A 23,838-nucleotide genomic window follows, 5' to 3' on the forward strand; every position below is an offset into this window, starting at 1 on the left:
AATGTATTTAGTTTTTTAGGGGGATTTTTCAATCCCTTTAAGGCTCCATGAAAGGATGTGAGCCTCTGGAAGGATCGCTGGTTGTGGGATTTTACCTTCTAATGTTTACCAATAATCTTTTTTTCGTTACAGGGACTAACTTTTTCCATTCCACTACCACATCTTCGTAAAAAAGATATTCGTCCACTGTCTTTTCAGAGAATTTTCCATCCACTTCATAAATATAAAATCCATCTTCCCCATCCGTAGAAACTACCTTTACTCGATCCCCCATTTTCGTTACCTCAACCGCTGCCACGCTTTTCAGAGCCTCAAGAAGGGTCGTGCCCTGTTCAACCTCGAGCTTTCTATTTTCTGCAAAGTGATCCAGAAAAGAATAGACATTGTTGAGTTTGATGCCTATCATATGAGTATTTCCAAACTTTCTCCTTTCTATAAGTTCAGCTTTTTCCAGGATTTTCACATGTTTTGCAGCCACCGGCACTGAAATCCCTATTTCTCTTGCAAGGCCGGATATATGCTTATCCCCTTCACTCAGGTGTTCGAGAATTGAGAGGCGTGTGTCACTTGAAATCGCTTTGAAAAGGTTTTCTCCGCCGCCGTTCGTTCCTAAATTTCGCATAACACTTACTACCATGATGATCCTCTATTTTATCTCAAATACTTATATCTATTGCCCATTTTAACACAAGTAAAGTATATTATGCCACCAGTAACTTGCTTTTTTTAATTTTTGTTTAAACAAATTTACTTTAACACATGTTTATTTCTATTTTATTTTTTCTAAAACATTACCGGGTTAACAGAGAGAATTATTATGTCATTTTTGTTAAATCTGTAGTTATATTTGTTATTCATGTAAGATGATCTCGTTTTGAAATAAAAACGATCTTGAGTTCTTCCCACAGCTCTTATTGAACTTATTTAATTATTTTTTCCACTCTCCGGTAGGTAAAAGGTGGGAAGTTAAAGCCCTATTCAGAAAAATGTAATCAATAAGCCTTGTTACCCAAAAAGATAACAAATATTACCCAAAAACCAGTTTTTATTTAATCCTACTGTAGATGCTCAGAAGGTACTATGGACTCTACGGCATTAACTGTTATTGGTATTTTGATAGGTATCCTTCTCTTCGGGATTAAAACCGGAATAGGTTGTGGATTTTCAAACATCACTACACGAGAAATTTTGACAATTGGAGGCAGTTATTTTATTCTGGCAATTTTATTCGGAAGCGTTGCTGATCGCATAAGTCTGGACGCTTTAGGAGGAGTTTCTTCAATTGGAATGGGAGTCCATATACTTGTCTCCCTGCTCCTTATAATAACCGGGATTTACACCCAGAAAAAATGGAATTCGGGAAAGGATGTTTCCAGACACACATTCCTTGTTCTATCCATGCCCTGTCCTGTCTGCCTTGGGGCACTTGCCCTGTCCTGTATACTTCTGGCTTCCACTCTTGAAATCAGCGGATTGAAGATAGGACTGCTTGTCGGAAGTGCATTTTTCATAGCAATTGTTGGATCTTCTTTTTTGTTCAGGAAACTTGGTAAGACCCCCGAAACTCTGGGGGGCATCATGATGATGCTCGGGATTTATTATTTGTTAGGGGTGATGTTCATTCCGGCGTACATGCAAACAAAACAGATGAACATTTCTTCGACGGGCGGAGGTGAAATAGGAATTATTCCTCTTCTGGTTTGTGGAGCCATTGTTCTTGTAAGCTTTTTCCTGGCAAATGCAAGGAGGCATGACCAATGAGCATGATGGATATCCTATCCAACATGATGAATGTCTTCCAAGTATCTTTAATGCTTCCTGTAATGATCCTCCTTACTCTTCTTGTGTTTGTTACTCTGGTGCAGGTAGGAGATTTCATCTCAGAATATACAAAAAGACGCAGAGACTGGGGCAGCCTGGAAATTAACTGCAAAAAAATCCAGCGTGATATCAAGAAGTCGGATTTTTCGGAAGCATCCACGACGCTTAAAGACGTACGCCAGAACTACCTGGTCACTTCTTTTGCAAAGGAATCTGCACCATATCTTGAAGAACAGCATATTCCGGCAATCGAGAGACTCTCTCAGGAATATGAGATTAAAATGGCAAAGCGCCTTGAACATACAAAAATAACCTCAACTATTGGCCCTATACTCGGGCTTATGGGAACCCTGATCCCATTAGGTCCTGCCTTGATAGGACTTTCGGCAGGAGACCTCGGAACTCTGGCACAAAACCTGATGGTTGCGTTTGCAACTACTGTTGTAGGGCTTTTTGCATCCGGAATAGGCTATGTGCTTATGCAGATCAGAAGGCGCTGGTATTGGGAAGACATGGCGGATATCAATTACATTGTGAATACGATAGAAGAAACGACCTGGGAATGAGTGCTTTCTGCAAAAAAAGAAGGAAGAAATTATGAAAAAGTCAAGACGGTACAGGCGAGGCGGAATTTTAATTGGTGAGGAAGATCCCAGTCCTATGAACGGGGTTGGAAACCTTTTTGATACGGCAATGGTCTTTTCTGTGGCCTTGCTGGTAGCCCTTGTGATGTCCTACAGTCTTCCTGAACTTCTGAATCCGAGCGAGGATCTAACGATTGTAAAAAATCCGGGATCTCAGGATATGCAGATTATCATCAAGGAAGAAGGAAAACCTATAGAAGTCATGAATATGACCGATAACATCGGTGGAGGTACGGGAGAAGTTCTGGGAACGGCATATCAGCTTGCCGACGGCAGAGTGATCTACGTGCCGGATGATTCAGAAGGCGGTACGTCCACTTCAACGAATAAGTCTGTTCCAACTAAATCAATTCCAGTTAAACCTACTTCAAATTGATTAGCCTGAAAGCCCTGTTAACCTCAGGTACTTTCATTTATTTGTGCCTGTTTTCCAAAAAGTTTCATTTTTTTAGGAGCTCTGTTAAGATTAAAATTCGATATGTAAAGCCTTCAAACAATAAGTATACTCACAGGAATTGTAACCAATTATAAAATCCAGTGATTTTTAATCTTACGTTCGTCACTGGATTTTGGTACTGAGTCGTTTAAGGGAGAATTTTATGGTATTCCCGGAAAAGGAAACATTGTAAGCAATGGTACATATAAATATATATTTGCTTTCTGCTAAGAATTATTAGCTTTCCCGTTAAGGATATTCTTTAATAGCCGGGAATCAAACTTATAGCCATGACAATTCTGGGTATAGTTGGCTGCAGAATCTTTGAGGATGAAATTGTCCATGTGCTTGCAAACGACCCTGATATAAATAGAGTCTACATCATAGAACACGAAGAAAACAACGGACTTCTGCACAAGCTTGAAGCTGAAGGGGTTGAGCCAGTTGTCCTGCCTTTTTACAAAATCAAAGCAGACCTGAAATGCAGTAATGAATTCAGCGTTATTGTCCAGCTCCAGGGAATGGGCCTCCATATAGACCCTGCACGGCTTAAAAGTGAAACGTATACGAACGTTGACCTCATGTCCCGGCTTGTGGACGGAATTCTACTTTTTTACGGCTCCTGTGGACGGGCATTTTCCCGGATGCAAAAAGATTTTGCGTATATTAGATGCCCTCTAAAGCTACTGCAGGACAGAAGTACAGGAGGATCAACCGAACCCCTTGAAGACTGCATTGCAGCAGCCCTCGGAGGCAATTCTCGTTACAGAGAAATCCTGAAAAGTTACAGTGATACCTTCTTTTTAACTCCTATGTGGGCTGTAAACTGGAAGGCTGCATTCAGAGTTGGCGATGAATTGCTTATGGGTTTTGAATTCACTCCTGAACATCTGAGAGAACTCGGTTACCGAAAAGTTGCCGGAATTAACACAAAACTGTCTTATGAACCTGATTTTGAGAAAAAAATTGAAGAATTTGCATGTAACTTCGGTTTCGAGATCATAGAACTGGAAGGAAGCACTGAAATCGTGCAAAAATCGTATAATCAGATGAGAAACATGCTTGTCAGACCACTTAAAGCCTGAATATATTGTGTTTCTTGAAGGCATTACCTCAAGTTATTGAAATATCTATGGGCAATCAGTGTAATAAGTCGTCCAAAATTACGTAATTGATGCTTTTAAACACCTAAAAGATCGCCCGCTTTGATTTAGGAACTGCATGTATAAATTGTTCATATTCTCCAACAGTGAGAACTTTTGTTTCGTCTTCAGTTACAAGACTTTTTTTCATGACGGGGATCATAGATACAAAATATTAAAAGGTAGCTATTTTTTAGCTTATATGTTAGTTATCAGCCTAGAAAATTAGCCTACCAGAGAAATGGCTACCTTTCAGGCCAAAAGGTTGCTGCCATGTTTGATCTTTGTTTAGAGTAAAACTTCCTAATTTCAAAAGGATGCTTTACATGCTTCTAGCCGGAAGTTCAGGTATCGAAATCATTGCTTTGGTGCTCGATATAACCGGTCCTAAAAAATGTGACAAACAATAAAAAATTTAATGGAAGCTTAAAGGCGAATAACTCTCGGAAAACTGCAGCTTTAGGGAGATTTAAAATGGCAAATTACTCCCGAAGACTGCAGTTTTAGGGAGATTTATATGGTAAATTACTCCCGGAAGACTGCCGATTTAAGGAGGTTTTAAATGGCACCTTAAAGGAGGTTTGAAATGACACCTTATTAGATAAATCAAGTAAAGTTGATTTATCTATGTATAAACTCACGTATAAATATATAAATATTTCGTGGTTTAGGGAACCCTCCTCTGAAATGAATGAATAATAAAACAAGTTATAATGAAAACATTATTAAATAAAAATATTATTAAATGATGGCAACGAAAAAAATAATAAGACGTAAATAAAGACTTCGTTTGTTGGGAGAGTCTCCAATATGTCGTATTTAATAGTTCCAATATAGAATATGTAAGAAATCGTCAATAGAAAACGAGAGTAGTTAATCTGAACAAAAAATGTTTGATTCTTGAAGACCTGCAAGGTCTTTAAGAATGAGCACAAACCTCAGAACTTATTAGATATTCTTTGAGTTAATCCTTCATTTTCTAAAACTTGACTTCACGATAATTCTTCAGCTAAACTTAACTTTCTCGAATCCATAACACAAATCAACCTGAAGAAAAAGGTCATATAATTATCTCTTTATTTTGCGGGAAAACGAGAAACTGAGAAATTGACAGGCTTTTGAGAGAGTAAGCTAACTTTATTTAAGGAAAGTAAAGGCGCAGCATCGCGAAAATCAATTTAAGTTTTTAAATATATTTATATTTTATAAGGAGTATTTACAATTAGCGGATACGTGCAGGTGTAAAGCCCATATGTGTCAGCAAACAAGCTAACAATTAACTAATCAGTAACAGAAAACAAGAAGGAAGAATACATGATGCAGTCTTTTATAGTAGAACACCATCTTGATGAAGTTGTAGATGTCTACTGCGGGGGGCCTGATGTTTTTAACGGAAAGGTGAAAGCCTGCGCAGACAATGTGCTCACTCTTGAACAGGATGGAAAGTATACGCACATAGTGATTGATAAGATTATAGCTCTCTGGCGAACGTAATTTAATAATAAAGCTCTTCGCTATTTCGAGTAGGTAATTTATAGTTACGTTCTAAATTAAATACAACATAAATAATATTTGAAATGATTTATCTTGGGAATCACATTCAACATCGATGATTATCTATTTTGTGTAGTTACTTTTCAACTGAAAAATTATTTTCAACCCATAAAAAACGGTTAAGAGCCATAAATATTATTTTTCATAGTATTTTAAGCTATTATTAAACTTTATTACAATTTTTAAAGATTAATGGAATCTATTTTTCCAAAAATGAGGTTTTTAATGAATATTTTTACCTGGAAACTCTGCATGTATGCTTATTATCCAAAAAAGGTACTTTAGATCCTTTATTTACGTACTTATTTTGGATGACTATCTGATTACACATTGTGTAAAAACGTTATATTTCAACCTTTTTACCTGAATAGCTAACAATTATGAGCCAAAAACCTTGTTTTATGTATTTTATTCCCTAATGCTCCGAATGTTGAATCTATCATAAAGAATGGATTGCTTATTGATTTTAGAAAGTTCCGGATTTGAATTTATAGTTAGAACCAAGAGCCTCCAATTTCAATTTTAAAACTTGAAGGTTGTTCTAGCGTAGATTCCTAAAAGTATCAAACTTTTAATAAAAAATAGGCTAGTGGACCACACATCCGGGTTATTTTTCTCTCGGGGTGTTCCAGGGCTCATGACATATTGGCTGGGGATAAGATGCGTACGGCAGGATGTAGGTTATTGATTTTATGTGCAGTGGTCTTTTTACTGCTAGCACAGAACGTATCGGCTGGTGAAAATCAGGTAAATATTACTTTTATCTGTTATGATGGAAGCGCCCTTGCTACGGCAGAGGAGTCAAATCCATACAATGCAAGTATAAATGTAACGTATATTTCAGGCTATTCGGACTTTAGCAATGTCACCTTTGAAAACCAGGACATAATATTTTCCTACATGCTCTGGTCTCAGTTCGAAGATATCGGAGACGACCTTGAAAGTGCCCATAAAAATGGGACTGCACTCATAGATGTTACTTCTATGATAGACCCGACATATATCAACACCTCAAGTTATGACAAGATTTTTGCCGGAACCAGCCCGTACAATTCAACCGAAGAGAAATTCTTCTACAATATGGGTTCTAGAGGAGTCCTGAAGAAAAACGCTGAAAACTTCCTTACCTATCTCGCAAAAACTTACGGAGATAAACCTGAGCTTACTGACAGTTGGGTTTATGAAGATCCTATAGAGTTTCCCGAAGCCGGGCTTTATCATCCGGATACACGTTCTTCTACAAACGAATCTCAGCCCGACTGGTTTGAAAACACCACCAATTACCTTGAGTGGTACTCTAACGCAACTGAGCCACGACACATTTACGATAAGAGTAAGCCCACTATAGGGATATGGTTCCATGCTTCCGATTATACAGGTGACAACCTTGAAGTCATAGATGCTCTCATCCGGGATCTGGAAGGAAAAGGCTGCAACGTAATTGCAGGTTTCGATACCTTCAACGACATCCACAAATTTTACTTTGATGAAAACGGAGAACCTCTTGTCCAGTGTGTAATTTCCCTTAAGAGTTTCCGTCTGAATTACGAGGATCCTGATAAAGGTGTACAGGAGCTGGAAGACCTTGACGTTCCTGTCCTCACGGGATTGGTTGTTAAAGCTAATTCTACTGATGTGGCTGACAGTAACAGGGGTATCCCTAATGACGAGATTGTATACAAGACTCTGCTTCCAAGCATTGATGGAATTTTCGAATATATTGTAATAGGAACTGATAATTACGATTCCGAAACCGGTGAAAGCAACTACGAACCTCTGCCTTCTCAGATTGACTGGATGGCAAATAGATCAATTAATTGGGCGGAGCTGAAGTCAAAGGCTAATGAGGACAAAAAAGTAGCTGTCATCTATTACAACTACCCTTCAGGAAAAGACAATATAGTGGCAAATTACCTCAACACCACCCAGAGCATGCTTGATCTTCTCAATTCAATGAACAAAAGCGGGTATGAAGTCTCCGGAATTCCTGATAACAGCAGTGCACTTATGGAGATGCTTCAAAATCAGGGTATCAATGTCGGTTCCTGGGCTCCTGGAGTTCTGAATGAAATGGTCGAAAACAAGACTGAGTGGGGACTGCAACTCATACCTATGGAGACCTACAAAGAGTGGTTTGAGTCTGAAATTCCGGAAAATCTGCGAGCCAATGTAACAGCGGAATGGGGAGAACCCTGGTCCGAAGATCTGCCTCAAGATAAGAGCGTTATGATCTATGAGAATGAAACCGGAAAGTATATTGTAATTCCTACGGTGCGTTTCGGAAATGTCTGGCTCATGCCTCAGCCTGCCAGGGGAACAGGCCAAAATAATGACACCCTTTACCACAGCAATGTTGTACCCCCCACACACCAGTACATAGCTTTCTACCTCTGGCTGAACCATGACTGGCAGCCTGATGCACTTATTCATATGGGAACTCATGGCACGCATGAATGGCTCCCGGGTTCTACCTACGGCATGAACCGGACTTCAGATTGGTCTCCTCTACTACTGCAGGACATTCCAAATATCTACCCCTATATAGTTGCCAACGTGGGAGAAGGAATAACTGCGGAGTACAGAGGTAATGCCCTTATTATTGACCATATGACTCCAACCCTTGAACGCAGCGGGCTTTATGGAGGCTTATTGAACCTCTCAATTGATGTTCAGCAGTACTACGATCCCAGCATTACTTCCCAGACCAGGGCAGGATACAGGCAGGCCATAATCGACGAGATAACAACGCTCAATCTCAGTGTCGATCTGGGAATAGAGAACGTGACTGCTCTTCGAGATTATAACGAGGAAGAGTTTGGGAATTTCGTTAAAAATGTCCTTCACGAATATCTGGAAGATATAGGAAATGAAAATATCCCCTACGGAATGCATATTCTCAGCCATGTCCCTTCAACAAATATGACTGATCCTGAAAAAGATGAACTTTCCGGAATGGTAAGGTCTATGCTTGGAGGAAGCTTTGAAGACAATATCACTGCTGCCTTCTATTCTGAGTCTGTTTATCCTCTTGGGATCCCGTTAAATGATACAAAAGTTACCAGACTTGTCTGGGAGATCGTAACCAATAATACAAATGTTTCCAGTGCACAGCTTGCAGTTTATGGAAAAACCAACCGCACAGTTACACTTGATCTTGAACAAGGGCTGGACTATAAGGACCGGCTTCTTGACTGCGATGTGGAAATTGACAAAATTATTTCAGCCCTAAAAGGAGGCTTTATTTCCCCAGGTTCGGGACTGGACCCTATAATGAATCCTGACGCAGTACCTACAGGGCGCAATTATTATAGCATAAATTCGAAGCTATATCCTTCAAAGGCAACGTGGGAGGTCGGAAAATCTCTTGCAATCCAGTTGCTTGAGGACTACTATAAGGAACATGGGGAATACCCTGAAAAAGTTTCATTCTCAAGGTTCGGGGTAGAGTTTATCGGTGACCATGGAACTCTGGAAGCAGAAGTACTTTATATGCTCGGAGTGCAGCCTGTTTGGGATGAGTATGGGTATGTAACCGGAGTTGAGGCTATCCCTGAAGAAGAATTACTGCCGAATTATGACACTTCAAAACCGGGGAGACCACGCATTGATGTTGTTTATACCACCGCAGGAATGAGGGATGCTTTCCCGGATAAGATTAAAATGGTAGACAGCGCTGTGAAACTTGCAAGCTCTCTTCCTGGTGTAAACTATCCCAACTATGTTAATCAGAGCTCTCTTACAATCTACGATTCCCTGGTCGCTGCAGGATATGACAATGAAACTGCAACAAAACTCTCTACAATGCGCTGCTTTGCGGTAATGGATGGTACTTACGATATCGGAGTCTCAGACGCTGTCAGTGCAAGCGGGACCTGGGAAAACGAAGAAGCTATTGCAAACGTATACCTCGACAAAATGGGATATGCTTACGGGGAGGATTTCTGGGGCATACAATCCAGAGAACTTCTTGAAGGCAACCTGAAAAACGTTGAAGCGTCGGTACATTCGGCTTCTTCAAACCTTTACGACTCCCTTGATAACGATGACTTTTTCCAGTACTTCGGTGGTCTGAACCTGGCAACAAGGCACGTAAAAGGGGACGGCACAACTCCCGAGATGTATGTTTCGGATACCAGTGACCCTGAAGGAGCTCAAATGATTGGAATGCAGAAATACCTTAGCAAGGACCTGAGGTCCAGGTATTTCAATGACAAGTGGATTGAAGGGATGCAGAGTTCCGGATACTCAGGCGGCAGCATGATGTCAGATTTTGTGAACAACCTTTTTGGCTGGGAAGTAAGTGCTCCTGACCTTGTGGATGATACTGTCTGGCAAGAGGTGTATGAAACATATGCTAATGATCCTTCTATGAGGGAATGGTTTAAGCAGAATAATCCCAATGCTTACCAGTCGCTCACTGCCAGGATGCTTGAAGCTGTCAGGCACGACTACTGGACACCTTCTGAAGACGTTATTGAAAGCCTTGCAACGGAATATGAACAGTCTGTGGCCGAGAATGGGGCTTCGTGCTGTCACCATACCTGCGGAAATCCCCTGCTTCATGAATTCGTAAGTGGAACGGTATCTGTTCCAGGCTACTCTGAGCAAATGGAAGCTGCAACTAAAGCCGAAACTCTGGAGACCACAGAAGAGATCCAGAGCAGTAGTAGCAGCCACAGTACTGGAAATGCTGTAGTATCAAAAGGCAGCGCATCCAGTAACCAGACCTCTAAAGCGACCTCGGGAGAGTCAGCTAGCAATCAGACTTCTCAGGATTCAGATGCAGGGTACGGAACTGATTCTTCGGAAGCTGCTCCTGATATGCAGAAATCGGCAGATTCCAATTACGTGGAAGGTTATGAAATGGAGAATGGTTCCACTGAAAAAGCAGACACTAGCGGCGTCTCGTTCTCGGGTTCCGATATATTCGGAATTCTCTTCGTGGTAGTCGCAGTTGGTGGAATTTATCTCGGGTTCTATAAAAAGAAAATGTAAATTAAATTCAAAAGGGGTTCTCCCCTTTTCTTTTTCATCTGAATAATAAAAAATATATGTTTTTTGATTTATCGATTTGTTGTAGTCTTTGTTCTTTTTCAGTCCTGTGCAACTTTATTCTTTTCTTCAGTCTCTTTTCTGTAGGGCTTAATATCGAGCACAGGTGTCCCGTTAATAGCATCAAGACTTTTTACATGGAGCACATTCCCCTCTACTTTCAAAAGCTCTACAACCGTTAGCCCTATCCTGTTAGGGCGGTGAGGGCTTCTGCTGGCAAAAACTCCGGAAATCTCCCCATCATAACGGCGGCGATGGATGAGTTCATATCCTTTCGATTTGCTAAAATAGAAGAGAACGTACAGTTTGTCAAAGTCTTCGATCCTGTAAAGCCCATCTGTAAATTCTTTCTTAAGGACTATCTTTGAAACCTTCTTGTAGACCTCTTCGTTGTACACAGGCTCAATATAATCGTTTTCCACATAGCCTACAGGAATCATTTCGATTGTTTCGGAAACCTTCGGATTTTCATTCATCTTTTGCCTCAGAGCAGGGGATGCAGACTATTTTTCCGCTTCTCACCCTGCCGAGAGGTTCCATAAAACCTTCCCCGCATTTGCTGCAGATAACGGTGGGATAAACTATGGCTTTTTCAGGGGGCTCAATTTCCACTTCCCTGACCCAGAAAAGTTCTTCCTCTGGCATTTCCAGAACCAGCTGACTTTTCGCTTCATGCGAGGCCCGAAACTCCTTTGTTTCCTCAGGACTTGCAGTGCCTGCCCTCAATTTTGCAAAGAGTACAGTATGCTTTTCGTCTGGAGGGAGAACATCGGGTTTCAGGGAAATCCTCAGGGCTTTTTTATTCCCTCTTTTGAAGTATGTGTACACATGCTTCCCATGGTCTTTAAAAATAAGGTTCCCTTTCCCACAGGTGCAGCCATTTATTACCTGAATGGCGTCCACGGCGCAGGACCGGTTTTCCACAATTGCAACCAGTTCTTCATCGCTGCTGCGGTCTCGGAAAAGGTCGGCAGCAAGTGTTGCTACCCTGTAGCCAATGGAAAGTCCGGGACAGACATGCCCATGAAACTGTACAGTAGTATCGAAATCCAAGTTTTTGACTCCTACTTCCATTAATCTTCGTGTTAGATATGGTTAATTTTGATGAAATGATTCCATATCATCTGAATACTATTTATAGGTTTTTTATTCAATTAATGTTACAAAAAAGTTTTCTGGTAATAATAAAAGATTTCTTATTATATCTGATAAATCGACATATGTTTAATCTATCGTTCCTTTTTATTGGTTTTCTTTCTTCAAACCACAGAAAGACCAGGGTTCAATATAAAATATTTTATGTTTACTTAATAAGCTGATGGAAAAAATCGGAACATGATCTAAAATTAGGTATTGATGGTGCGAAGAATATACATGAAACGTGTATACTCACTGCAAGTGGAGAACAAATTGAAAATTTTATTTGAAGTAGGAATCCAAAAAGCAGCATTGAGGAGTTTAAGGAACGTGTAGAGTCAGATGCAAGAAAATTAAATTTGACTCCAAGGATTGGAATGGAAGCAACAGGAATGTACCGGTATCAAGTATATTGTGAACTTTCAAGGTATGAAATCCACCGTTACAATCCATCTCAGATAGGGGGTTTGCTGCTGTTACGACTGTTATGATTTAACCGAGATTCTAAGGCTTATAATCTCTCAATAAATCTTTTATTTGAAATTTCAGACTCTCAATATAAGCAATAACTTCAGGGTTTGAAGCACACAAAGCAAGAATTTCTTCACGTTTCGTCAATGAGAAAAATAATTCATTTTAGATCCAATTCATCGGAACTATGAAAAATTGTGTAGCCTTCATAGGCTACTGAATAGTTACAATATTTTTTGAATATAGTTCAAATTACTCCATAGATTATATCTTGAAAAAATGATCTAAAATTAAAATACTTTACTGTATGTGAAATTCTTCAAAAATATTTTATTATAATTGGGAGCCTTTCGCCACCTCTGATTGGCTCCCAATCGCGTGATTCAACCCCTACGACTAAGAGAAAAACCCTTTATTCTTAATCGCTGACTTCTTCTTTATGTTATAAAGGTATATAACCTATACGACCTTAAAATTTGCTTCGCATTAAATTATTTAGCCGCCTCAAAATTAGATTCATTGGATTCAAAAACCGATTTGTGCGCCTTTAATTTCGTCAATTGTTTGTATAATATTTAATTTTATGTACGAGCACAATCCTTCTGCAATCATTCTAACCCTATTAACTAAGTTTTCAAGAAGGTCCCTGTAATAGTAAATATTTTCAGGAAAAAACAGTTGAAAAATCAGGAAGATATTTATTAAGTAGCCGCATATATGACAAAAACATGAATAGCCCGCTTCTCGAATTAATTTTCCTTTCCGAAAAAAGAAAAGATCTTCTTTTATTTTTGAATGAAGGACCCAAATTAATTTCAGAGATTAAAATACAGTTAGATGTAGGTCCAGTGGCAATTCTTCCCCAGATAAAAAAACTGAGAGAAAATTCCCTGATATTAAAAACAGGAGATATTTACAGCCTTTCTCCTCTCGGTATAGCGATAGCTGGCAGAATGCAGGCAATGACAGACGTTTTAAAAGTTTTTGAGAATAAATATGATTACTGGGCAAACCATTCAGTCGAGAGCATACCTTCTCCTTTGCAGAAAAGAATCGGAGAACTGGCGAACTGCACGTTTTCCGAACCTCCTGACAGGACACGCCTCTTTGAACCCCACAGGGAATTTGTGGAAAACCTTATGGAATCAAAAAAAATAAATGGCATCGCTTCTATTTTTCACCCTCTTTATCCGTCTCTTTTCCTGACTTTTGCAAAAAAGGGAGTGGATATTTCTATTCTTGTAACTCGTCCTGTTTATGAAAGGACAAAGGAAGAATTCGGGGCCGAGTTAGGTGAGTTTCTTAAATTCGAGAATGCGAGTTTCTACGTATGCAACAAAAAAATAGAACTTTCCCATGTAGTGACTGACAGGTTTCTCTCTCTTACCCTGCCTTTATCTGACGGCACTTTTGACCATACAGAGGATGTCCTGTGCTTCGACTCTGTTGCCCTCCAGTGGGGAGAAGACCTCTTTACTTACTACAGGAATATCTCTGATAAAGTATCCGAGATCTGAATTTTGGTTGGAGCAGATGCCAGAAAAGTCGGAAGATAGCTATAAATTGCACCCCTGCTATCCCTTATACTATGCAAAAAATTCAGGAAACCGCAGAAAAGATCCGAACAATGGAAATCCGGGGCGCAGGCAGGATTGCAAAAGCTGCTGCTGAAGCTATCAGAGATTATGCTGCAGGGGTGGAAGTGGCTTCAATTGAGGAATTCAGCACCAGCATCAGAGAAGTCTCAAATTTTCTTATCAGTACCCGTCCTACAGCAGTTTCTCTTCCGAATGCTGTAAAACTCGCTTCAAAGTACTCTTCAGGGAATGTGGAAGAGGCAAGGCAGGAAATAATTAAAAATGCAAACCTCTTTATCGAGAGAGCTGACAGAGCCCTTGGAAAAATCGGAAAAATCGGGTCAAGAAGGATTCAGGACGGGGATGTAATTATGACCCACTGTAATTCCCATGCTGCTCTTTCTATCATCACTACAGCCTTTGAAGACGGGAAGGACATCTCGGTAATTGCTACCGAAAGCCGCCCCAGACGTCAAGGCTTATTGACAATCCGCCACCTTAATGATTTCGGTATTCCCACAACCCTGATTGTGGATTCTGCTGTGCGCTACTACATGAAAGATGTGGATAAGGTCGTTGTCGGGGCTGATGCTATTGCAGCTAACGGTGCGCTGGTAAATAAAATAGGAACTTCTCAACTTGCGCTTGCTGCCCATGAAGCCAGAAAAAGTTTCATGGTAGCTGCCGAAACTTTCAAGTTTAGCCCGAGCACGATTGTCGGAAATCCAATCGAAATCGAAGAAAGGGCTACAGAAGAAATAGTCGATCCTACAATCCTGAAAGAGCTTTCTCACGTGCAGGTAAGAAATCCGGCTTTTGACTTCACACCTGCCAAATACATCGATATGATCGTAACCGATGTCGGGATCATTCCCCCGGCAATGGCATATACTGTCATAAAAGAGCACCTTGGTTGGGAGCTTGGAGAGATTTGAAAGTTTAAGTAACTGCTTATTTTTTTAGACAGTTTTTATTGATTTTTACTACATTTACCTCTCTTTACTATTTTATCTCTGTTTAATCATTTTTCGTCCAGTGCCTTAAATTATCATTAATAATCCCGTCCGTGATCCTCAGTACCCTTGAACATTCTTTTGCAACCTCCGGGTCATGGGTTACAACAAGAATCGTCTGCCCTTTTTCGCTTAGCTCCTTGAAGATCCTTACAACTGAATCTCTTGTTTTGCTGTCCACCTCGCCTGTGGGCTCGTCAGCTAGAATAAGGACAGGCTTATTTTTGCTAAGGCTCTGGCAATAGAAACTCGCTGCTGCTCCCCTCCGGATAGTTCCGAGGGTTTATGGGTGAGACGGTCTCCAAGGCCAAGTTCTTCAAGCAGGTTCCTTGCCCTTCCTTCCCTTTCTTTTTTTGGCACCCTGGAAAAGCGCATGGAAAGTTCCACATTTTCAAGGGCAGAAAGGGTGGGGATCAGGTTATAATGCTGGAAAATAAAGCCTATTTTTTCTCTTCTCAAGCGGAGAAGCAGTTTTTCAGGTACAGAAGTGAGGTCTGTCCCATCAAGGATGATTTTCCCGTCCGTGGCTTTTTCAAGTGTACCTATCAGGGCGAGAAGAGTCGATTTTCCTGAACCCGAAGGCCCCATTATCGCAAGAAGTTCCCCTTTTCTTACGGTTATGCAGGCGCAGCGAAGGGCATGGACAGGAATTTTACCCTGGAAATAGGTTTTGGAAAGGTTTTCAACCTGCATTATGACTTTGTGGCCTTCGCTTCCCAAATTGAACTTATTTTCTTCTTTTTTCGGCTTATCCGGGGTTTCAATCCCTTTTTTTTCAATTCCCATTTCAGGCATGCTTCAAAGCCTCCTTAGGACTCATCTTCAAAGCTCTGTAGGTGGATGACGAATTTATGTTTTTGGACGTTTAAATTTAATGTCTAATGCCCTTTTCCCTTTTATTTATTGTAACTAATGGTAAAATTTCATCGGAATATATGTGTTTCTCTTATTCCTGAGTTCGATATTTTATTCAAAGAAATTTAGTTAAAGCAGAGAGTATTTTATGTTGTGACATTATTCATATTATCAATTTTTTTAAAATATCATACAGTCATCTTCCACAGGGATGTCTATCATGCCAGAGCATCAGCAAACGCAGCAATCCACAGAATCAAAAACTACTTTTCAAAAGCAAGCAACCCCCTTAAGCCACACTCCTGCATCAAATCCTTTTTCTATCATCCAGCGTGCAAAAATCAATCCAAAATCCCTAACATATGCTGACATCATGCAGCTCCAGCGCACCATTGGAAACAGGGCAGTTGGCATGCTGCTTACAGGTATCGGAAATACTTCCACAGTTCAACAGGCACCAGTTCAGAGACAGGAAATCCCTGAGGAAGAAGAAACATGTCCTTCATGCATGCAAAGGCAGGAAATTCCTGAGGAAGAAGAGCCATTACAGGGCAAAATGGCAGAAACTGTGCAACGCCAAGAGATACCAGAAGAAGAGGAGCCTCTTCAAGGCAAAATGATCGAACCCATCCAGCGCCAGGAAATTCCAGAGGAAGAGGAACCTCTCCAAGGCAAGTTTGAAAACAATCCTGATCAAATGGCCTGCCCTTCCTGTTCCGTAGCCCCTATTGTGCAGAAGCAGGAGATACCAGAAGAAGAACCACTTCAAGGAAAAATGATGGGAACTATCCAGCGCCAAGAGATTTCAGAGGAAGAAGAACCATTACAACCCAATATAATTGAGACAGTTCAGCAACAAGAAACCCCGAAAGAAGAATATCTTCAGACGAAGAAGGAAAATAATATGGGATTACCGGATAATCTGAAGGCTGGCATCGAAAATCTTTCGGGCGTTTCCATGGATAATGTGAAGGTACATTACAACTCTGATAAACCTTCTCAGTTGCAAGCCCTCGCCTACGCCCAAGGAACAGACATCCACATTTCCCCTGGCCAGGAGCAGCACCTTCCGCACGAAGCATGGCACGTCGTCCAGCAGACGCAGGGCAGTGTGAAGCCAACTATGCAGATGAAGGACGGGGTTCTCGTCAATGATAATAAGGTACTGGAACGTGAAGCGGATGTTATGGGCGCAAAAGCCTTGCAGAAGCACAGCGTTAATAAAAGTGCGTTTGAATTTCCTGTCCATCAAAGAAAGTTGGACACGCTGGCTGGCAGCGCTTCCACAGGAAAAGTACATTTGCGTTCTATTCTGCAAAGAAAGGATTCGACCTCTCAAGATGTGGTTCAGCTTACGACTGTTGTAAATGTTAAAAGAACCCAAAAACTAATACAAGATTGTCCCGGCGGAAAGTTGGCTGGAACTACTTTCGAATGGAATTCGAAATTTGATGTGGATATCGTAGATGGTAAAGTAATGGTTACGATTCGAATAAAATCAAGTATTCCAGCTGAATTGTTCCAAGAGGTTTGGGTCCCACAAGTGGCGCGGCAATGGAGCAACCGCTTTATGTTGATGATCGGAACAGAAACCTATCCTATTGTCGTAAGATTACTTAAGGTGGATAAAGACGCCCATTATACCGTAACGGCAGTCGATTCAGGACGCGCCTTGGGATCAGGTTCCCGTGGCTACTTCGGAACATCTCATATGACTGAATGGGGAGTCCATGATGTCACCCATGTTGGGCACGAAGTAGGGCATATGTTGGGAAATCCAGATGAATATGGAGAAGTTGAGACTGGGGGCCATAAGCGTAATTATCTCACTAACCCCAGCAACACAATTATGGGTGTTCTTACCATGGGTGCTCTTCCCGGGAATCCCGTTGAGAATCATTATTACCTGATTAAATGGGCTGCTGAACAGGAGTTGAAAAAATTGGGACGATTACCATCACCCGAAGAAAGCAAAGTGGTCCCCTATGTTGAGGGAAGACTGAGTGTCAGTCCCATAATGCCAGGAATGAAAGGATTTCATCCCGATCCTTCCAGTCTAAGAAAAACTTCGAGTGCGCCGGTAAGTCCTGAGCATGAAGAATTGCAACCTGAATTTTTGAGGGTTCGTTCCCATTTAAAACCGGTTTCTGCAGACCAAGATTCCGCTCCTCCAAAGTCGGAGCCCCCTATAAAACACACTGCTTCCACCTCTACCCCACCTAGTCAACAGTTAGAAAAATCAAAGGTTTCAAGCTCTACACTTAAGTTTATTCAGGCTGTAGATCAGATGGAACGATTGGTAGGGCATACAGAATTTGATGAACACCGTAGTACAGTAGAAACGTTGTATTCCAGTATACCCACAAAATACCAAGATTATGAAGAAGTAAAGGCTGCGACTCAGAAAGCTAGACAGCTATTAAAAGATCATATAGAGTTAATTAGAAATCGAGTTATTAAGTTTATTCAAGCTGTAGATCAGATGGAACGATTGGTAGGGCATACAGAATTTGATGAACATCGTAGTATAGTAGAAACGTTGTATTCCAGTATACTCACAAAATACCAAGACCATGAAGAAGTAAAGGCTGCGACCCAGAAAGCTAGACAGCTATTAAAAGATCATATAGAGTTAATTAGAAATCGAGTTATTAAGTTTACTCAAGCTGTAGATCAGATGGAACGATTGGTAGGGCATACAGAATTTGATGAACATCGTAGTATAGTAGAAACGTTGTATTCCAGTATACCCACAAAATACCAAGACCATGAAGAAGTAAAAGCTGCGACCCAGAAAGCTAGACAGCTATTAAAAGATCATAAATCTAGTGTTAATGCTTTGTAGAAGTTATAGATGAGCATATTGTTAACCAAAGTAAGTATATTTGTCGATGTCGCTTTGAAGCTGCGAAATCTCTATCTTGAAATTGCTAAGGAATGATTCAAATATAATGTCAAGGATTTTTGTCACCATAAATTATTATTTGGGGAAATGAAACTATAGAGCAATTACCGAACTGAAAATTTGAAGTTATATGTTTATCATTCCTAAAAATTCGAACTGCTATAATCTTAAATCCCACTTTCCGCAGATGTAAACAAAAATGCCACTTATTATCTCAATACGGCAATAAGTATCCTCTTCAAATTCAATGGAGAATTTTCCAACTCGAAAAATATTTAACAAATTTATTACACAGTTATAAAGTGAAATGTGTCGCTTGAAGTTGTTTATTAAACTTTAGGACTTACGCAGTTGAACTGAAGAATCAACAGCATTAGACCATTAATGTCTAATATGTGACTTTAATCCACAGTTTCTGCCGTAATTGATTTTATTTCTCAAGTGCGTAAGTCCTAAACTTAATTAAATTTTTAGTTTTTTAGCAAATACATGAAATTTACTTTTACCCATACAATTTGAAGAGGATACGTTGTTTCGAACGCTTAATAATCTATAATTGTTCCATCCTTAATCCGAAGCACCCTTGAACACTCTTTTGCACCCTCAGGGTCGTGCGTTACAACAAGAATTGTCTGCCCTTTTTCGCTCAATTCTTTGAAAACTCGTACAATTGAGTCTCTGGTTTTACTGTCCACCTCACCTGTAGGTTCGTCAGCCAGGATAACCGTCGGCTTATTCGCAAGTGCCCTGGCATAGAGACTCTCTGCTGTTCCCCTCCAGATAGTTCTGAGGGTTTATGGGTGTGACGGTCTCCAAGGCCAAGTTCTTCAAGCAGGTTCCTTGCCCTTCCTACCCTTTCTTTTTTAGGCACTCTGGAAAAACGCATTGAAAGCTCAACATTTTCAAGTGCAGAAAGGGTGGGGATCAGGTTATAATGCTGGAAAATAAAGCCTATTTTTTCTCTTCTCACGCGGGGAAGCAGTTTTTCAGGTACAGAAGTGAGGTATGTCCCATCAAGGATGATTTTCCCGTCCGTGGCTTTTTCAAGTGTACCTATCAGGGCGAGAAGAGTCGATTTTCCTGAACCCGAAGGCCCCATTATCTCAAGAAGTTCCCCTTTTCTTACGGTTATGCAGGCGCAGCGAAGGGCATGGACAGGAATTTTACCCTGGAAATAGGTTTTGGAAAGGTTTTCAACCTGCATTATGACTTTGTGGCCTTCGCTTCCCAAATTGAACTTATTTTCTTCTTTTTTCGGCTTATCCGGGGTTTCAATCCCTTTTTTTTCAATTCCCATTTCAGGCATGCTTCAAAGCCTCCATATGACTCATTTTTTGAGTTCTGTAGGCTGAGAACTAATTTATATTTTTTCAGAAAATTAAATTTACTGTCTAATGTTATCCCTCTTATTTACTGTAAATCATAGTGGTTTAATCAGTTTATATAACCGTTTCTTCCTATGAATGCAATTTGTCAATTATTTCATTATGCCTAACCTGCAACACAAAGAATACAAACTCTTAGAGCGTGTCTTAAAATTAAACTTGATCCCACAATTGGGATAGGACTCGTGAATTCGAACAAAAAACGGTAGCATTAAACCCCTAAATATCTAAAACGTTAATTTGGACATAACGTCTAATGTATTCGATTTTAGGTTTCAAGTGCATACAGTCCTATGAAATAAAGCGATATCCTTAAGGTCAACATTACCTGAATTTATGAAAATTTACGATCTAAACTTAAAGTTATCAACTGCACATTATCCAATTGTAGAAATGTTTTGAATTTTAAGACAGCCTCTTAGACGTGTTTGTGGCTTCCCCTGATTATGTTAAAGTGTCTTGAATGGCTATGAAAATTTCCAAAGCTTTTTAATGAAGAAACTTTTTGTTACCTTATAATAGATTTCAATCACAAGAGTCAATTGACATGTTTTCCCCAATTAAAGGTCTTAAAATTCAAGATGATAATTGTTATCATTTTAAAGGAAAAGCTAGTGACACACTTGATTTTTTGTCTAAAATTAACATTTTCGTGGGAGAGAATAATTCCGGTAAAAGTAGACTAATGAGAAGTTTTTTAGCTTCTGATTTGAAGTACATTCCCGAAGGCTGTGATTTAGATATATTGAATCAATTTATTAAAAACTTAAAACAAGATATTGATAGCTATCTGGAAAATAATGGTATTTCAGATAATGATCTTTCAATTCAAGACATTCATGAAATTGAACAAATAACTTACATTGATAGTTTGTTTGAATTACCTAGCCGATTGGATATCCTAATGTCAAAAATTATAAAATTACCTGACAATAAGGGGCCTGGTGGTTTTATCGGAACTTCGAGGGGAAACAAAAAATACTCTGAAATTTCCAACGATTTAATAGAGATTTTGAAAAGAAATTTATCGAACTTGAGTATCTATAATGACGGGAAAACTTTCAAGGACATATTGGAAGTTCCTTCTTTCTCAAGGATTTACATTCCAATTCTCAGAGGTGTCAGACCAATTAATTACGAAATTGAATCTAATATCAGAAAATTTACTAAAGTAGATGTTTATCGATCAAGGACAAGAGATGATTACTTTCACGGTGAAGAGAGTGGTTTCGAAATATTTTCAGGACTTAATTCTTATACTCAAATCAAAAGTTATTTGTTAGGAAACCTCCAGAAAAGGAAGTTAATTAAAGATTATGAGAATTATTTATCTAAAAATTTTTTTTACAATAAACCAGTAGTTTTAATACCTTCAGAAGAAAACGATACTCTTATAATAAAAATAGGTGACGAAATTGAAATGCCTATTTATAATTTAGGTGATGGAATTCAATCAATAATAATTTTAACGCTTCCAATGTTTTTACATAAAGGTGAACATGCACTTTTTTTTATTGAAGAGCCTGAAAAACTTCTTCATCCTGGATTACAACGAAAACTGATTGATACATTTTTGAATGAAGATGGTTATGAAAATTACCAATTCTTCATGACAACTCATTCAAATCATTTCTTAGATATTACTTTTGATTTCCCTAATATCTCTATATATGCTTTAAAAAAAGAATTAAAATATGAATCCGAGAATAAAGAAGAAAAAATTCCCGAATTCTATATTGAAAATTTATCATATGGAGATTCAAGTTCTCTTGAACTTTTGGGAGTAAGGAATTCTTCTGTCTTTTTATCAAACTGTACGATTTGGGTTGAAGGTATAACTGATAGACTTTACTTTAAACATTATCTGGAGTTGTACAAAAAATATCTGTATAACAAGTATCTAAAATGTCCTGAAAAAAAAGAATATTTCGAGTTTAAAGAAGATTTTCATTATTCTTTTGTGGAATATGGCGGAGGAAATATAACTCACTGGTCTTTTTTAGATAACGAAGAAACTGATAACACAATCAATGTAGATCGGTTATGTAGCAGATTATTTTTAATAGTTGATAAAGACGAAGGAAAAGAAAAAAGGCATCAGGCACTTAAGAAAAAATTAGGTGATAAATTCTATCCACTAGAAGCTAGAGAAGTGGAGAATCTTATATCAAAAAAGGTTCTACTGGCTATTATTAAGGAATATGAAGGAGAAGACCCAGATATTCAAGATTTTAATGAGCGGGATTATAGAGATGAACCTTTAGGTAAATTTATTGAAAGAAAATTAAATAAAAAGAAGAGGAAAGGAAGTTATTCTGCGGACTCTGGAACAATCTCTTCAAAATATCAGTTCTGTAAAAAGGCTATTAAATATACAAAACAATGGGATGATCTTTCTAATGAAGCAATGAGTATATGCGAAAAAATTTATAAGTTTATCAAAGAACATAATAAGTGATATTATAAAATAAAGAAAAGTCACAAAAAATAGGTCAAAACCTTCAAAGGGCTTATAATCAAAGACAGTCTACAAAATAAAGTTCAAGTAAGGCGTTTGTCATCATAGAACACTTCATCATCTCTAATTCTTTAATTTCAATTTCATGCATGCTTCAAAGCCTCCATAGGACTCATTTTCGAGGCCCTGTACGCAGGATAAAGCCCTGAAAGAGCCCCTATCAATAAGGCGAAAAGCATAGCAATTATGAGAAGCCTGGGCGTTATCAGGAAAAGCACTATCCTTGTATTTGCAAGCCAGGCATTCATAACATAAACAGCCCGGGTACCTACAAGAATTCCCAGGATTTCTCCGAAAAAACCCATACATGAGGCTTCCCCAAGCGTAAGGAGTAAAATATCCTTTGTTTCGGCTCCAATGGCTTTCAAAATCCCGAACTCCCTTGTCCTCTCGGCAACGGACATGAGGCATCGTGTTCATTACGCAAAGTCCACCTATGATTGCTGCAAGGAGCCCTGAGCTGATAGTAATTACATTGAAAATCATAAAGGACTGCCTTGCCTGCACCTCAAGTTCTCCCGGAGAAAGGGTACTTGTGCCTTTAACGCTGAATTCTATGCGTTTTGAGAGCATTTCGGCATCCACCCGCTCGTCGGGCACTGCAAAGATATAGGATACCGGATTTCGGAATACACGATTTCCGTACCCGAAAGGAGCTTAAGGTCAAGGTCTATCATACCGGGCTCAGGCATCTGCACACTCCCGAAACTTGCAGGGCTTGTAAGAGTCATCAAAACAGAAGCTTTTTCGGAGTCTGCAGAAAAGTCTACAAGTTTAAGCTTTGAAAGGGCAGGATTTCTATAGGAAAATGAAAGTTCTCTTGAAGCAAGGTTTTCGCTGCCATTTTTTACAAAAAGCTGTGCTATATAAGAGTCTCTATCTTTTTCAGAGCCCCTATTTTTTCCGAAGCCTTCTTCAAGCCCCCAGAACAGAACTTTTTTAACTTCCTGTCCTTTCTCTACAGAACCCAGAAGGAAAGTTTCCGATTTCAGTAACTTCTTTCCCGAACTCAAAGTAAAAACAAGAGAGGCATTTTCAAGAGGTTGTTCAAACCGAATTGTTGCATCAGAGAGATCATGGTCTGAGAAAAAATCAGTGATAACGACATTTCCCTGTCTTTCTTCTTGAAGGGCTGTCCCATTTATCCCAGCAACAGCAGGACTGATCTCAGTGCAAAAGACAATGAAGAATAGAAGTATGGAAAAATAACGGAAAATAAACCCTTTATGTTTAAAAGAACTCTTTTCTTCCGGCTGGCTCAAGCCCAGGTCCTCCTTCTTTCCAGATTCTCCAGGGAACCGAAACCGGCATTTCGGCCTGCTCTCTGT

The 23,838-nt window shown here is 39.5% G+C and carries 18 protein-coding genes and 1 pseudogene; 10 read left to right on the top strand and 9 right to left on the bottom strand.

All coding sequences use genetic code 11. The features are described 5' to 3' along the window. Positions 1 to 91: 91 nt before the first annotated feature. On the bottom strand, positions 92 to 637 hold the full coding sequence (locus RG963_RS11060) for an ArsR/SmtB family transcription factor (protein ID WP_310576336.1): 546 nt from the start codon (positions 635 to 637) through the stop codon (positions 92 to 94). A 443-nt stretch (positions 638 to 1,080) separates the two neighbouring features. On the opposite strand from RG963_RS11060, the gene RG963_RS11065 reads away from it, so the two are divergent. From RG963_RS11065 to RG963_RS11090, 6 genes are all read left to right on the top strand, one after another. Next, positions 1,081 to 1,761, top strand: coding sequence for a DUF2162 domain-containing protein (locus tag RG963_RS11065; protein WP_310576337.1), 681 nt, complete (start codon positions 1,081 to 1,083; stop codon positions 1,759 to 1,761). Then, a complete protein-coding gene (locus RG963_RS11070) occupies positions 1,758 to 2,387 on the top strand; it encodes a MotA/TolQ/ExbB proton channel family protein (protein WP_310576338.1) in 630 nt (209 codons plus the stop codon). The genes RG963_RS11065 and RG963_RS11070 overlap by 4 nt, the downstream gene beginning before the upstream one ends. Positions 2,388 to 2,418: 31 nt before the next feature. Continuing rightward, on the top strand, positions 2,419 to 2,841 hold the full coding sequence (locus tag RG963_RS11075; RefSeq protein WP_310576339.1) for a DUF2149 domain-containing protein: 423 nt from the start codon (positions 2,419 to 2,421) through the stop codon (positions 2,839 to 2,841). A 350-nt stretch (positions 2,842 to 3,191) separates the two neighbouring features. Beyond that, the gene (locus RG963_RS11080) at positions 3,192 to 3,986 is read left to right on the top strand and encodes a DUF1638 domain-containing protein (RefSeq protein WP_310576340.1); all 795 of its coding nucleotides are present in this window, start codon (positions 3,192 to 3,194) and stop codon (positions 3,984 to 3,986) included. A 1,374-nt stretch (positions 3,987 to 5,360) separates the two neighbouring features. After that, a complete protein-coding gene (locus RG963_RS11085; RefSeq protein WP_310576360.1) occupies positions 5,361 to 5,537 on the top strand; it encodes an MM0924 family protein in 177 nt (58 codons plus the stop codon). Between the two features lie 720 nt (positions 5,538 to 6,257). After that, positions 6,258 to 10,592, top strand: a complete 4,335-nt coding sequence (locus tag RG963_RS11090; RefSeq protein WP_310576341.1) for a cobaltochelatase subunit CobN — start codon at positions 6,258 to 6,260, stop codon at positions 10,590 to 10,592. Between the two features lie 98 nt (positions 10,593 to 10,690). On the opposite strand, the gene tsaA is transcribed toward RG963_RS11090, so the two are convergent. From tsaA to RG963_RS16600, 3 genes and pseudogenes are all read right to left on the bottom strand, one after another. Then, positions 10,691 to 11,125: a tRNA (N6-threonylcarbamoyladenosine(37)-N6)-methyltransferase TrmO gene (gene tsaA / locus RG963_RS11095; RefSeq protein ID WP_310576342.1), complete on the bottom strand. Its 435-nt coding sequence runs from the start codon at positions 11,123 to 11,125 to the stop codon at positions 10,691 to 10,693. Beyond that, positions 11,118 to 11,702, bottom strand: a complete 585-nt coding sequence (locus RG963_RS11100; RefSeq protein ID WP_310576343.1) for an FmdE family protein — start codon at positions 11,700 to 11,702, stop codon at positions 11,118 to 11,120. The genes tsaA and RG963_RS11100 overlap by 8 nt, the downstream gene beginning before the upstream one ends. Before the next feature lie 544 nt (positions 11,703 to 12,246). After that, a pseudogene (locus RG963_RS16600) lies at positions 12,247 to 12,404 on the bottom strand (DUF6444 domain-containing protein); the annotation flags it as partial. A 581-nt stretch (positions 12,405 to 12,985) separates the two neighbouring features. Here RG963_RS16600 and RG963_RS11105 point away from each other — a divergent pair. Together RG963_RS11105 and RG963_RS11110 are read left to right on the top strand one after the other, a co-directional pair. Then, the gene (locus tag RG963_RS11105) at positions 12,986 to 13,774 is read left to right on the top strand and encodes a helix-turn-helix transcriptional regulator (protein ID WP_310576344.1); all 789 of its coding nucleotides are present in this window, start codon (positions 12,986 to 12,988) and stop codon (positions 13,772 to 13,774) included. Between the two features lie 71 nt (positions 13,775 to 13,845). After that, the gene (locus RG963_RS11110) at positions 13,846 to 14,769 is read left to right on the top strand and encodes a ribose 1,5-bisphosphate isomerase (protein ID WP_310576345.1); all 924 of its coding nucleotides are present in this window, start codon (positions 13,846 to 13,848) and stop codon (positions 14,767 to 14,769) included. A gap of 82 nt (positions 14,770 to 14,851) precedes the next feature. On the opposite strand, the gene RG963_RS11115 is transcribed toward RG963_RS11110, so the two are convergent. Further along, positions 14,852 to 15,028: a P-loop NTPase family protein gene (locus tag RG963_RS11115; RefSeq protein WP_310576346.1), complete on the bottom strand. Its 177-nt coding sequence runs from the start codon at positions 15,026 to 15,028 to the stop codon at positions 14,852 to 14,854. Between the two features lie 20 nt (positions 15,029 to 15,048). Then, positions 15,049 to 15,642, bottom strand: a complete 594-nt coding sequence (locus RG963_RS11120; RefSeq protein ID WP_310576347.1) for an ABC transporter ATP-binding protein — start codon at positions 15,640 to 15,642, stop codon at positions 15,049 to 15,051. Positions 15,643 to 15,922: 280 nt separating this feature from the next. Here RG963_RS11120 and RG963_RS11125 point away from each other — a divergent pair, with 280 nt between their 5' ends. Then, positions 15,923 to 18,547, top strand: coding sequence for an eCIS core domain-containing protein (locus RG963_RS11125; protein WP_310576348.1), 2,625 nt, complete (start codon positions 15,923 to 15,925; stop codon positions 18,545 to 18,547). A gap of 706 nt (positions 18,548 to 19,253) precedes the next feature. On the opposite strand, the gene RG963_RS11130 is transcribed toward RG963_RS11125, so the two are convergent. After that, positions 19,254 to 19,913 (bottom strand): ABC transporter ATP-binding protein, encoded by a 660-nt coding sequence (locus RG963_RS11130; RefSeq protein ID WP_310576349.1) that lies wholly within the window; start codon positions 19,911 to 19,913, stop codon positions 19,254 to 19,256. 626 nt (positions 19,914 to 20,539) lie between these two features. Between RG963_RS11130 and RG963_RS11135 the strand changes: the two genes are divergently transcribed. After that, a complete protein-coding gene (locus RG963_RS11135) occupies positions 20,540 to 22,450 on the top strand; it encodes an AAA family ATPase (protein ID WP_310576350.1) in 1,911 nt (636 codons plus the stop codon). 143 nt (positions 22,451 to 22,593) lie between these two features. Here RG963_RS11135 and RG963_RS11140 read toward each other — a convergent pair whose 3' ends face one another. Further along, a complete protein-coding gene (locus RG963_RS11140) occupies positions 22,594 to 22,914 on the bottom strand; it encodes an ABC transporter permease (protein ID WP_310576351.1) in 321 nt (106 codons plus the stop codon). Positions 22,915 to 23,064: 150 nt separating this feature from the next. Then, positions 23,065 to 23,772, bottom strand: coding sequence for a hypothetical protein (locus RG963_RS11145; RefSeq protein WP_310576352.1), 708 nt, complete (start codon positions 23,770 to 23,772; stop codon positions 23,065 to 23,067). Between the last annotated feature and the right edge of the window lie 66 nt (positions 23,773 to 23,838).

Origin of the sequence: Methanosarcina baikalica, from assembly GCF_031461075.1 — an archaeon.
Taxonomy (GTDB): Archaea; Halobacteriota; Methanosarcinia; order Methanosarcinales; family Methanosarcinaceae; genus Methanosarcina; species Methanosarcina baikalica.